The 14227-nt window shown below is 63.1% G+C and carries 2 protein-coding genes; both read right to left on the bottom strand.

Going from position 1 to position 14227, the window contains the following annotated elements:
* Window positions 1-90: 90 nt before the first annotated feature.
* Window positions 91-537 (bottom strand): hypothetical protein, encoded by a 447-nt coding sequence (locus HU751_RS24580; protein ID WP_186733003.1) that lies wholly within the window; start codon window positions 535-537, stop codon window positions 91-93.
* Window positions 537-14204 carry a hemagglutinin repeat-containing protein gene (locus tag HU751_RS24575; protein WP_186733005.1) on the bottom strand — a complete coding sequence of 4556 codons (13668 nt, stop codon included), beginning with the start codon at window positions 14202-14204 and terminating at the stop codon, window positions 537-539. The genes HU751_RS24580 and HU751_RS24575 overlap by 1 nt, the downstream gene beginning before the upstream one ends.
* Window positions 14205-14227: the final 23 nt, after the last annotated feature.

The raw sequence follows: 14227 nt of genomic DNA, 5'->3' as shown, positions 1-14227 counted from the left end.
TTTTACCGTCCCTGCATGACCGCTAGCCTAAAGAGATCCAAATTAGAGCAAGCAAAATAGATCTATCCCCTTTTCCGTTCTACTTCACCCTCAACCCATCCTAAAATAATTCTTCATATGCGCGACAAGTCCCGCCATATCTTCATACGCCTGCTTTCCGAAACCAGGATCATTTCTAGCCAGAAACTGCTGCGCAGTTTCATCTTCCTGATTCGCCTGCCCCTCCACATCAAACAAACGCTGGGGTGCAATAACCCAATTATGTCGCCCATCCTCCCTGCCCTTGCCGATCATTGCCCACTTCAAATCCCCCTGATAGATATCCACGCACCTAATCAACTCAGCAACAACCGCAACATCCTCTTTAACGAAGCGAAAACAAACTGAGGGAGGATATTCAATCTGACTCCTGAGAGACAACCCCGCATGTGTTTTTACAACATACGTACTGGTAGACCCTTTACGCCACTCGGTCTCTCCCAAACACTCAACAACATCTAAAATCTGGCGCCCTTCATGCTTTGCACTTATATCCATCACCTAAGACCCTTCAACTTGTCCGAGATCTTTATTCCATCGCCATTTATTCCTTTAATGTGCTTTTCCCAATCACCTTTTGGTATCGGCTGTTTAGAAAGCCTAGGATCATAGACATAACGATCATCCGTATACACTTGATGGTACCATTGTTCAGCCTCGGTCCGCCCATTTTCATGAACGTTCAGCCCTGCAATCGAAAGCGGGCTCACCTCTATGATTTTACCCACCCCACCTGCAGCTTTTAACAGCTTGATTGCGATCTCCGAACAATCTGTACTCGTGCATTTCACCATATTCTTGATGAGATCACTGTTCATGGCATCGACCACGGCCTGGTTAGGTGGGAAGTCAGGGTTAACCGGACGAAACGGAATACCAATCCCGATGACTTTATCGCTTTCACTACTTTCGCTATAGACGTTCCCTGGGTTCAACTGGTGCCCTGGCGTCTCGTAATTTCCGCTAGTCGTCTGCCCATCAAGCTGTTTGCCTCCGGTATGCGGAGTCACAGTCACCTGCCCACCTTCCGCATATCCTCCGCTCGATGGGTTCTGGCGATTTTTCTCAGCCAGCATCCCTTCGTAGATTTTCGCCCGCGGGTCAAGCTCATGGATTGGTAAGACCGTACTCCCAAAGACAAGACCGGAGAGCACTACCATCAACTCCGCTCTCTTGCTCATGTCCGTAGTGGATGCCTCGATGGCATCGAACATGCTTGATGCGGCGGCGCGCATATCCGCCTGCCGTTCTGGCGAGCCCTGACTCAGGCTCAGTGACACACCGAGCCCCGCAACCAGGGCCGCACCCAATGCAGCAACGGGCACGAAGTTCGTTCGCCCGTCTTTTTGATGATTGGCGGAATCCAGGGCGGCCAGCACCTTCAGTGCCGCTTGTGGGTCGTTACCTGCCAAATCGACCAGGCGCTGGGCAACTGCATCGAACTCTTTACCCGATGAGCCCTGGGTAATCCTGCCGAGAACGGTATTAACCACCGCGCTACGTGTTTCTTCGTTGCGACTGCCCAACTGACGAGTGAATGCAGCCATGCCCACGGCAAGACTCACCGCATCGGCATCAGCCCCTGCGCCCAATGCCTTCACAGTCAGGAACAGATCACCCAGTTTCTGCAAGGCCTCTTCACTGTTCTCACCATACTTGGCCGCACTCTTCTGCCACTGTTCCAGGGTTTTCTTCGGGTTCAATACCGCCTTGACAGAGGTATCCGAGACATACAAATCGGTACGCGACTCGCTATCCCGGGTGATCTCGTAAGCCTTGTCCAGATCCCGATTCAGCCCGGCTACCGAGTCCTTGCCGGTCTCAGCATCCTGGCGAACGTTAACCTCGCCAGCCCCCACGGTGCCACGGACAATCTGCTCGCGGTCCTTTTCATACTCCCAGCCGCTGAGGTTGCCATGGGTTTCGGACTTGCCGCCGCTTGTCTGCGACCAACTGCCGCCGACGTTGAGGTAATAACCGTGCTCCTTGTCCTTGCCGGCGATATCGCTGTAACCCAGCGTGCCGGTGTCGAGCTTGAGGTTGCCGTTGTCGGCGGCGATCAACGCGCCATCGAGCTGGGTGTGGTGCTCGGTGCGAATGTCGACCTTGTTCCCAGCGGTGATGCGTGTCTGGTCCTGGACCCAGTTGGTCTTGCCGGTCGTCTGTCCGTAGCCCACCGAACCGCTGACACTGGCGCCGACACCCACGGATACCGTTGCACTCAGGTCGAACTCCTTGCCCTCGACCTTGCCGGTATCCGCTACGGAGGCAACCTTGAGATCGCCTCCCACACGGCCGATCACCTCATCGCCACGCACCTGCGCGCCGGCGATGGTGGTGTCCTTGCCGCTGCTGAACTTCAGCTGGTCCCCGGCATACAGGAACGCCTGTTGCTGCTGCTCGGCCTCGCGCTTCAGGTCGCCCTTGCCGATATCGACACTGGCGTAGAAACCGACCTTGCCCTCGCCAAACGCCAACCCCGCCTCGCCGCCACCGTTATGGCGGGTGTTCTGGCTGTTGCTGTCGTTCTGCGCCGAACGGATGTTGATGTCATTGGCCGCGGCAATATCGATATCGCGCCCGGCACTGAGCTGACCGCCGATCACGTTCACGTCACGGCGGGCATCGAACTTGACGTCACGACCTGCGTTCAGCTGGCTCGCGGTCGAAGTACCCTGGACACTGTCCTGGTCGGCAACGCCATAGCTGCCGCCCGCCCCCAGCTTGATCCCGCCAGTGGTTCCGCCATGGATACCGCCCCAGCTCTGGGTCTGCTGGTTCTCCTGGCTGAAGCTGCCCTTGGCCACATCGAGGTTGATATCCCGACCACTGATGCTGATGTCCCGGCCCGCCTGCAACTGCCCGCCCTTGATGGTGACATCGTTGCCGGCCTTGACGTTGACGTCGTGCCCGGCATCCAGGGTGGAGCCACGCTGACTCTCCTCGACCACCCGCTCGCGGCTGCCTTGCTTGGTGGTGCCAAGCTTCACATCGGCGGTAGGCCCGGCAAAGAACTGACTGACAGCATCGACTGCACGCAAGGTGCTGGAGGTCTGGCTGACACCGTTCTCACCTTTGCCGGCGCCTTCGAGCGCATCCTTGGTTCTACCCAGGTTATGGTTGATCGTGACCCCAAGCCCCTGGCTCTTCTGCTCACGCTCGTGCTCCACCAGCAAGCGCTCGCGGGCGGCATCGATGTTGATATCGCGGCCGGCATCGAGGTTGATGTCGTGCTCAGCCTTGAGGTCGGAGCCGGTCTGGTTGATATCTCGTCCAGCACGAATACCCAGGTCCTGCCCGGCCTTGACCTGGCTGGCCGCCGCCAATTGCTGCTCGAGGCGGTCCTTGGCCTTTTGCTGTTCGCTGCCGAGGAACACGCTGACGCCATTGTCATCGCCGGAGACGCCGAAGCCTGTGCGTTTCTCGCTCGACCACTGGTGCTCGCTGTGCTCGTTCTGCGCAGCGGCAACGTTCACGTCGCGCCCGGCGTTGAGGCTTACGTTACGCCCGGCCGAAATACCGCTGCCGATGACGTTGATGTCGCGCTCGGCACTCAGGCTCGCGTCCTGCCTGGCCGTAAGCTGGCTGCCAACGCTGGTACTGCTCTGCGCCTCCTGACCGGCTTTCTTCGCCGAGGCCACGGAAACGAAGCCGCCTGACACCGACAGCCCGGTCTTCTTCTTGTACTGCTCCGAGTGGCTATAGGCCGTGTCATTGGCCGACACCAGGTTGATGTCACCCGCCTTGTCGATCAACCCGGCACGCAGCTCGACGTCCTTGCCGGCATTGGCCTCACTGGCGCGCAGGCCCACATCGCTGCCTGCGGCGATGACGATGTCGTTGCCGGCATTCAGCTCGCTGCCGACCTGCGTGGCGCGGGTCTGCAGCTGGCTCTTGCCGCTCTTCGACAGGCCCAGGAAGCCGGACTTGGTCTTCTTGCTGTACTCGCCGTGCTCCTCCACGCCGGACAGCACCGCCACATCGCCGGTGGCACCGAGCATGACATCGCCGCCGGCCTTGAGCTGGCTGCCGATCACCGAGACATCGCGACCACCGTCCAGGGCGATGCCGCCGCCTTCCTTCTTGCTGACGTTGACCGTGAGGTCGCCACCGGCCTCGATCACCGAGGCGACGTTGGTGCTGTGGTAGCTCTCTTTCTGCGTCGAGCTGCTGCGACCGAACGAGCCCTTGCTCTTCTTCAGGTAGTACGAAGCGCTTTCGTTCTGCTCGGAGGCGATGGTCAGGTCGCGTTCGGCGTCGATGTCGACAGCGCCCTTGCCCTTGACCTGGCTGGCGACGATGGCCATGTCCTGGCCCGCGGACAGCGAGACATCGCCACCGGCCTTGAGCGTGGTCGAGACCTGGGTGACCTGGTCCTTGGACTGGGTGACTTTCTTGCTGCGGCTGAAACTGTGGGCTTCGTTGGCGGCAGAGGTCAGGTTCAGGTCCTCGCCCGCGGCCAGGGTAAGGTTGCGGCCTGCGTCAATCTGGCTGGCCACGGCGGTAAGGTCGCGGCCGGCGCCAATGCTCAGGTCGCGGCCGGCGGTGACCGTGGCGCCGTGCTGCTGCACCGTGTTGTTGCGCTGTCGGTCGCTGTAGAAGCCTTCACGCTCCTCGACCGACAGCATGCTGACATCGCGCCCGGCACTGAGCGACAGGTCGCCGGCGCTCTGGATCACGCTGGCGACGTTTTTGATGTCCTGGCCCGCCTTGAGGCTGAGGCTGTTACCGGCTTCGATACGGGCGGCGCTGTCCAGGTAGTCCTGGTGCTGGCTGGTACCACCAAAGTTGGTGACGGCACGTACCTGGTCGCGCTGGTTGATGATGTCGCCGTTGACCGCCGTGAGGCTCACATCGCGCCCGGTGATGATGCCGCCGGCGCTGTTGCTCAGGTTGTTGCCAGCCAGCAGTTCCAGGCGCTCTCCGGCCTGGACCAGGCCGGTGTTGACCAGGTTGTTGCCGGCGGTGGCGGACAGGTTGCGGCTGGCCTGCAGGGTACCGGCGTTGGTCAGGTTCTCGCCGGCGATCAGCTGTACGTCCTGGCCGGCGATCAACGCCCCGTTGGGCGCCAGGCGGTTGTTGGCCTGGGCCAGGTAGAGCACCGGGACCAGCACTTCCTCGCCATTGACCTGATGTTTTTCCATCCACACGATGTCATGGGTCAGCGCCGCGACCTGGGAGGCCGTCAGGCCCACACCCAGGCTGAGCTGGAGCTGGTCCTTGCTGCGGATGGCGTTGTCCATCAGGTACTTGAACAACTGCTCGCCGGAGGTCTGGCCATCGATGAACTGTTGGCCGGTACGCGCTACCACCGCCTGCTGGATCAGGCGCTGTTCGTAAAGACCATCGCCCAGGCGCTTCCAGCTCTGGTCCGGGTCATAGCCCAGGTTGCCGAGCAGATAGTCGGAACTCATGAACTGCTTGAGGTCGGTGAGGGCCGGGTTGGTCTCGATCAGATACTTGTGCGGCTTGCTGGTGTATTGGCTATCCGGCATCCGGGTGACCCCCGGGATGTCAGGACGAGCGCTGATGCCCAGGTTGCCACCGGCAGCCAACTCGCGAACATCGGCACCGGGATGTCGTTGCGGCAGGGATACTTCAACCGGCGCGCCATTCGGCGCGTTGACACCGATGGCGCTGGCAGTGCCACCCACGGCTCCACCCTGATGGGCAATTCGGTCGATTTGCTGATGATTCTGTTCCACCGCTCTGGCATCCATGGCCTGCAGCGCCCCAGGCTGGGTGCCGGACACCATCGTCTGACGGTCCTGGATCGTTACGTCTGCACTGCCTAGCTTCCAGCTCTGTGCCGGGCTACCCGAAGCGCTCCCTCCCTGGCCACTCAGGCGGAACAGGCCATTCTGGCCGGTTGGGAGATTAAAGGTACCCAGTGTCAGCGGATTAACCTGTTGCCGGGCGAGATCCGGAGGTAATTGAGCGTGAAGATTGACTATGGTGTTGTTCAGGTTGCCAGGAAGCGCCGGGTCAAATACCTTGCCTACGACTGGACCAAGGGGCTGCCCTTCCCGAATAACACTGTTTTCAAGGTTCTTTGTGGCATTGATCTGTACAACACCCCCCGCCTGGACCACCGCGCTGGCGGCAGCAACACCTCCAGCCTGGCTGACAGTCCTTGTGTCAAAGAATTTTGGGTTGCTTATGGCATCCGGTAATGGCGTTCTGGTGTCAGGGTTATAGGCTGGAGAAGGCCCGTAGTAGTTTCCTTGGTAAAAATTCCCCATAACCCGCACCCAGCCGAACGAAACGGAGGCATCCCAATTAGGTGCCATTCCGGGACTAGAGCGTACAAATTTTACCGTCTCATTCCAATTTGCGTCCCAGTAGCGCAAACTACCTAGCACACTTTTGTAACCGTTTTTCGTTACATAACCAGGATCATTGGCCGCATTATACCGCAAGACCGAACCCCAAAATGAACCCTGATATTTGTTTTTTATATAAGGAACATCAAATGATCTGAGTGTCGTATAACTACCCAGCGTCGCGCCGGTATTATTGAACTCATCTACACTAGCAACAATATTTCGCTGAGCAGAAATGATAGATGCAAAATTGACCACATCTCCGCCCGACATTACTAGATCTCTTCCTGAAGTAATCACCCCAGAAGGCGAGTCGCTTGAAACCTCCGCTTCATAGTGTTCCAGCAACACCATGTGCCCCCCTCCGGGGGAGGTCTCACGCATCCCAATAGCGCTGGAAATGAGCTTGCCAGGCGCGCTGAAATTTTCTTTTCTGTTACTAATTGATGTAGCGCCAAGGTGCATATCACCGACACTTTCTAAACTACCGGAAATATTCTCCAGTACATCAGCCCTGGCGCCCGCCCCATCCCGCGCCACGGTCAGCCCACCCAGGCTGTAAACATCCCCGTAGAAGTTGGTCAGGCTGTCGGCATACAACTGCATGTCCCCGCCACTGAACAGCAGCCCATGGTCATTGCGCAGGCTGCCGCTGGTCACCCGCACCAACTGGTTGCCACCCAGAGTCCCCAGGTTGTTCACGCTATCGGCGTTGACCAGCAGATCGCCCGCCGTGCTCAACCGCCCCTGGTTGCTCAACAGACCCGCAATATTGATCGTGGTGTTGCCCACGCCCGTGACGCTGCCATTGGCGCCCAGGGTCATCTGCGCCGCGCTCAACCCCAGCGTGCCCAGGCTGCTGACCCGGCCATTGCCGTCGTAGCTGCCGCCCAGGTTCAGGCTGAGGGTACCGTCACTGGCGATCAGGCCATCGTTGCTCCAGTTGCCGCCGTTGCCCACCAGGCTGTCGAGTGCCAGCAACTGGCCGCCTGCAGTCTGGGTGAGGTTGTTGACGTTGACCGTCAGGCGCCCGGCCTGGATCACGCTGGCGTTGGTCCAGCTGTCGGCGGTCAGGGTCAGCCCACCTCGGGTGCTGAGGCTGCCGCCGGCGCGGGTGAGGTTGGCGGTGTCGATGTCGAACACGCCCTTGCCGGCGTGCAGCACCTTGCCACCGACGTTCTGCAGCAGGCCGGCGCCGAGGGTCAGGTCACTGCTGCCGATCTCCACCTGGCCGTTGCGGTTGTCGAACAGCCCGCCAATGGCGAACTGGCTCTTGCCGCTGGTGCCCACGGCACGCAGTTGTCCTCCCTGGTTGTCCAGGCTGGCGGCGGTAATGGCCAGGGTGCTGGCGCTTTCGACGACACCGCCGCGGTTGTCCAGGGCACCATTGAGCCCCAGTTCGATACGCTGGCCAACCATCTCGCCACGCGCGTCACCACCGTTGAGCAGGCTGGTGCCGGTGACCTTGAGCAGGCCGCTGGCGGAGATGCCGCCGTCGCGGTTGTCCAGCTGCCCGGTGCGGATCAGTGCATCACCGCCCACTGCTGCGATACGCCCGCCGTGGTTGTCGAGGCTGGCGCTCTGCACATCGAGGCCCAAGGCCTGGAGGATACCGCGCTGGCCATTGGCATCGCTGCCGTTGCGCAGCACACCGGTGGTGCGCACGCCCAGCGACTGCTTGAGGCTGGCGAGGATGCCGCCGCGGTTGTCGAGGGTATCGGCGGTGACGGTGAGCGCGCCATCCTGGGCGATCAGCTTGCCGCCCTGGTTGTCGAGCACACCGTGGGCCTGCGCGGTGATCGCGCCCTTGGCCTGCACGGTGCCCTTGCTGTTGTTCAGGCTTGCCGCCTGCAGGCTCACGTCACCCTGCTGGCTGTAGATCAGGCCATCGCCCGTGTTGCTCAGCGCCCCGCTGCTGTCGAGCGTGAGCGGGCCGCTGGCGGCCAGGGTGCCGCGCTGGCTGTTGTCGATGCTGCCGGCCAGCACCTTGAGCAGGCCCTGGCTGGCGATCTGGCCAGCCTGGTTGTCGACCAGCCCGGCGCGCTGGATCAGCAGGTCCTTGCCGGCGAACAGCGTGCCCTTGCGGTTGAGCAGCTCGCCGAGCAGGTCGAGGGTCAGGGCGCCCTGGGCGGCGAGGTTGCCGTCGTTGTTGTTCAGGCTCGCGGCGGTCAGACCGAGGTCCTGGCGGGTGGCCACGCGACCGCCATGGTTGTCGAGGGAACCTGCGCTGATGACCAGCTTTTCACCGGCATCGATCAGGCCGCCTTCATGGTTATCCAGTGCCCCCGTGATGGTCAGCTGCTGGCCGCTGCCGCTGGACAGGATGCCCTTGGCGCTGTTGTCGAGGCTGTCTGCCTTGACGTCCAGGCGCTGCTGGGCGACCAGCGCGCCGCCATCACTGTTGCGCAGGGCGCCGGCCACGGTCGCCTGCACGGCGCCGGAACGACTCGACAGCGTGCCTTGCTGGCGGTTGTCCAGGCTCTGGCCGGTAACGGTCAGCCCCTGCCAGCCCGAAACCAGGCCGTTGCGGTTGTCGATGGCGCCGCTGGTGATGCTCAGCGTCTGTTCGCTGATCAGCTTACCGTCACGGTTGTCCAGCTCGCTGACATCCAGGCGCAGGGCCTGGGCGGTGGAGATCTCGCCGCCCTGGTTGGTGAGCTTGGCCAGGTTGGCGAGGGTCAGTGGGCCGGCGGTGGTGATCAGGCCGGCGCCGTTGTCGAGGTCGGCGCCGAGCAGGTCCAGTGCAAGGCTGCTGCCGAGCAGTTTGCCGCCGTGGTTGTCCAGGCCCTTGCTGGTGAGTGCGAGCGCGTCCTTGGCTTCGATGCGGCCACCGTCGCGGTTGCTCAGCAAGCCCTCTACGGTCACCTGCAAGCCACTCTGGCTGGTCAGGGTGCCGCCGCTGTTGTCCAGCACACCGGCATGAACCTCCAGCGACTGGCCACCGATCAGGCCCTTGAGGTTGTCCAGGCGCTGGCTGACCCGCAGCAGCAGGTTCTGGTCACTGAGCAAGCGGCCATTGCCGTTGTCCAGTTGCTCGGCGGCGAAGGTGAACGCTTTTGCGCTGGAAATCTCGCCGCCCTGGTTGGCCACGGTCTTGAGATTGCTCAGCAGCAGCGACGGGGCATTGATCAGGCCGCCACGGTTGTCCAGGTGGCCATGGCCCAGGTCGAGGTTCACCGAGGTGTCGCCGAACAGCTTGCCGCCCTGCTGGTCGAGGCCGGTGACCGTCGCGCTGAGTGCTTCGCGGCTGCCCACCCGACCGCCGTCACGGTTGTCCAACTGGCCGGCGTGCAGAGTGAGGGTGCGGTTACTGCTGACACTGCCCTGGCGGCTGTTATCCAGGTGGCCAGTGGTAATGGCCAACGCGCCCTTGCTGGCAATAACACCCTTGTCGGTGTTGTCCAGGCTGGCGCTGGCCAGGGTGATGTCGCTGTCGCTGAGCAACTCGCCAGCCTTGTTGAGCAGCGCGCCCGTCGTGGTCAGCTTCAGGCTGCCGGCGCTGTCCAGTTTGCCGGTGCTGTTGTCCAGGCTTTGCGCGGCCATCAGCAACTGGCCCTCGGCACTGATCAGCCCGAGGCGGTTGAGCGCCGCGCCGGTCAACGTCAGGGTCATGTCCCGCTGGCTGGTCAGGCGGCCACCGTCGTTGTCCAGGGTCAGACCGGTCAGGGTCAGGCCGGTCTGGGCCTCGATGCGTGCCTTGTTGCGGTTGAGCAACGCCTGCAACGCGAGGGTCATGCCGGTGCCGGCGACCAGCAGGCCGCCGTCGCTGTTGTCCAGCGAGGCGCCGGTCACGCCGACGGCAGCCTTGCCGGTGATCTCGCCGCCACGGTTGTCGATGCGATCAACGTCCAGGGTCAGCGCGCCGTTGCTGCCGAGCAGGCCCGCCTCGCGGTTGTCCAGCTCGCCACCCTTGACCTGCAATTGCTCCAGGCTGACCAGCGAACCTGCGGTATTCAGCAGCGTGGCGGCCTCGATCTCGCCACGGCCCTTGCCGGAAATCTTGCCCTTGCTGTTGTCCAGGGTCTTGGCGGCGAGCTTCAGCGAGGTGTCGCCCACCAAGGTGCCCTGACGATTGTCCAGGCGATCATCGATGGTCAGGGCCAGATCGGCTCGGCTGCTGACTTCACCTTCGCGGTTGTCCAGGCTGGCGGCACGCAGGTCCAGGCCCTTGGCCGAGACCAGCCCCTTGGTATTGTCCAGTGCCTGGGCAATGCGCACCGTCAGAACCTGATCGCTGACCAACTTGCCCTGGCGGTTGTCCAGTGTACCGGCGGCCAGGGTGAAGCCTTGCGGGCTGACGATCTCACCGCGCTGGTTGTCGACGCTGCCGAGGTTGTTCAGCACCAGCAGCGGGGCCTTGATCAGGCCATGGTTGACCAGCGCGCCCTGGCCCAGGTCAAGGGTAATCGAGGCCTTGCTCAGCAGGCGCCCGGCCTGCTGGTCGAAGCCCGTGGCGGTCAGGCTCATTGCGCCATCGCTGTCGATGCGGCTGTCTGCGCCGGCATTGTTGACCTGACCGGCGTTGATGGTCAGGCGATCGTTACCGACCACATGGCCACTGTCGCGGTTGTCGAGGGTCCCGGTGGCGATGTCCATGGCCCCCTGCGCGCCGATCTCGCCGGCACGGTTGTCCAGGCTGGCGCTGCGCAGGTCGAGGGTGCCGTCGGCGGTGATCGAACCGCGCTGGTTGTCTACCTTGCCGGTGGTGGCCAGGGTGAGCTTGCCGGCGCTGCTCAGCTCGGCGTCGGTGTTGTCGAGGCTGGCGGCGCCGATATCGAGGTCACCCTCGCTGGTCAGCAGCCCCTTGCCGTTGTCGAGCGCCTGCCCCAGGCGCAGGCGTGCGCCCTGCTCGCCGGAAACACGCCCGTCGCGGTTGTCCAGGGTCTGGCCGTCGAGAGTCAGTTGGCCCTTGCCGCGCAGCAGGCCCTGGGCCTGGTTGATGACTTCGGCCACCGTCAGCGCCAGGTCGGTTTCGGCCAGGACCTGGCCGCCGGTGTTGTCCAGGCGCTGGCCGGTCAAGCTCAACGCCTTGGCTGCGGACAGCTCGCCGCCACGATTGTCGACGTTGTCCACGGTCAAGCGCATGCCTTGCCCTGCGCCCAGCACGGCACCCTGGCGGTTGACCAGCGAACTGCCCTTGAGGGTCAGCTTGCCGTCGGCGGACAGCTTGCCGCCGAGCTGTTCCAGGCGCGTGACCTGCCCATCAAGATCGCCGCCGCTGGTCAGGCTGCCACCGCTGTTGTCCAGGTGCGCAGCGACCAGGTCCAGGTTGCCCTTCGCGCCGAAGATGCCGAGCTGGTTAAGCAGTTCGGTGCCATTGAAGCGCACCCCGGCCTGGCCGCTGACCAGGCCCTGGTCGCGGTTGTCGAGGTGGTCGATGGTCAGCGTCATCGCGCCATCGCCCTCGATCTTGCCGCCGCGGTTGTCCCAATGCTGGCCATGCAGGGTCAGCAGGTCCTTGCCCTGCACCCGGCCGCCACGGTTGTCCAACTGCCCCGCGTCGATATCAGTAGCACCCTGGCCATTCACCAGGCCCTTGGCCTGGTTGTCCAGCAGGCCGGTGACCTTGGCGGTCAGCGTGCCATCGCTGAGCAGCTTGCCCTGCTCGCGGTTGTCGAGGCTGGCGGCGTTCAGCGTCATTGCCTTGCCGGTGGCCAGCACGCCTTGGCGATTGTCCAGCGCCTGGGCGACCACCAGTTCCAGCGCCCCACCCGTGACCATACCCTCACGGTTGTCGAGGCTGCCTGCCTTTACCTGGCCGTGGCCGGTGCTGGAGATCTCACCGTGCTGGTTGTCGATGGCTGCGCGGGTGGTCAACACCAGGCCGGACTTGCTGGTAACTACGCCGCCCTGGTTGTGCAACGCCAGGGCCTGGATATCCAGGCCCTCGGCCGAGACCAGGCCATCCAGGTTGTCGAGCAACTGATCGAGACGCACGGTCAGGGCCTGCTCGCTGTAGAACTTGCCACCCGTATTGTCGAGACGGCGGCCCGTCAGGCTGAAGGCGTCCTTGCTGAAGATCTCGCCACGCTGGTTGTCGATATCGGCCATCTGCCGTAGACGCAGCTGGTTGGCGACGATCTCGCCGTCGCGGTTGTCCAGCCGGCCATGATTCAGGTCCAGGGTCAGCTCGGTGACGCTGCTCAGGTGGCCACCTTGCTGGTCGAGCCGACCGACGTTGACCGTGACCGCCTGGTTGCCGCTGATATGGCCGCCCTGACCGTTGTTCAGGGCCTGGGCAGTCAGGTTGAGGGAGGTCTGGCTGGCGATCCGGCCGGTCCGGTTGTCGACCAGGCCCTGACTGGTGACGCTGATGCCCCGGTTGGCCAGGACCTTGCCATTGCGGTTGTCCAGGCTGCCAAGGTTCAGCGCCAGGGCATCAAGGCTGGACAATTCACCGGCCTGGTTGTCGAGATGCGCCCAAGTGGCGTTCAACGCGCCTTGGCTGGTGATCTGGCCACGGTCGCTGTTAAGCAGTTGCCCACCGGCCAGGGTCATGCGCCCGTCCGCGACAACCTTGCCCTGCTGGCGGTTATCCAGCGTTGCGGCGTTGATGTCGACATGGCGCCCGGCGCTGAGGCTGCCGCCCTGGTTATCCAGGCGGCCACCCGTGGACAGCGTCAGGTCACCGCTGGCGATCAGGCGTTGGTTGCGGTTGTCCACGGCACCGGCGTTGATCTTCAGGTCGGCGTCGGCCGCGCGGCTGCCATCGGCCTGGATGCCGGCCTGGATGCCCGCGAGGTTGCTCAGCTGGCCAGCTGCGTCCAGTTGCACCGAACCCGCCGCAGTCAGCCCCTGGCGGTTAACCAGGTCACCACGGCTTTCCACCTGCAGTTGCTTGCCGGCATGTACCGGCCCCTGCGCATCGATACCGGTCGCCCGGATGCGCACATCGCCGCCGGCGCTGGTCTGGGCCATGCGCAACTGGCCATTGGCATCGAGCTGGATATCGCCACCGCTGGCAATCATCCGCCCATCAAGGCGCACACCGACACCGGCCTCGGTGCCCACCAGCCTGACCGCGCCAGCATACATGCCGCCCAGCGCGCTGGAGTCGATCGCCAGGCTCGGCTTGGCGCTGCCGTCGTCAGCACGCGCAGTGGCCGCCAGGGTGCGGGCATCGACATCGTTACGCCCGGCAACGATGGCCAGGTTGCGGGCCTGGATCTCAGCGTTGATCTTGGTACTGCGGGCAATCAGCTCGAAGCTGTCGACGTTGCTGGCGTTGATCCCCGCCCCTTCGATGGCGATGTGGCCCTGGTCGACCTGGTAACGGGTCAGCTGGCCGCCCTCGATCACCGGCTTGCCGGTGCTGAGCGTGGCCTGTGGCGTGTTGATGAAGCCGCAGCCATCGCAGGTGATGCCGTGGGGGTTGGCGACGATGACATGCGCCCCTCGCCCGGCCACCTCGGTATAGCCACGCAACTGGCTGGCGTTGGCGCCGTTGACCTCGTTGAGGATGATGCTGGCCGCCTGGCCTTTCAGGTTCGCGTTGCCGAGAATGATCCCGCCCAGCTGCGTGGCCTGGGTGCGGTCGGTGGCGTTGTTGAGGATCAGCCCCTGCTGGCCGACGTTGTAGTCGCTGAACTGGTTGTGCGACAGCCCGCTGCCGTTGGGCGCGGCAATGTTGACGATCGGCACGCCGTTGCCCGCCTGGCCCAGGCTGGTGCCCGGCCCGCTGACCACCACGCCTTCGGCGGCCTGTGCCCACAGCGGCTGCCAGAACATGGCATTGGCCAGCAGGAAGGCCAGGCCACGCTTGGGCAGCCCGCAGAAGTGCTCACGGGGCTGTATTTCGGCCGAGCGTTGGCGGGCCAGGAAGGCAAACAGGCGGACGTCCATGTCAGGTCTCGTGAGTCAGGGGA

The sequence above is a fragment of the Pseudomonas peradeniyensis genome, from assembly GCF_014268935.2.
Classification (GTDB): domain Bacteria; phylum Pseudomonadota; class Gammaproteobacteria; order Pseudomonadales; family Pseudomonadaceae; genus Aquipseudomonas; species Aquipseudomonas peradeniyensis.
Note: the sequence above shows the minus strand (reverse complement) of the source record. Positions and strands in the feature narration are given on the sequence as shown.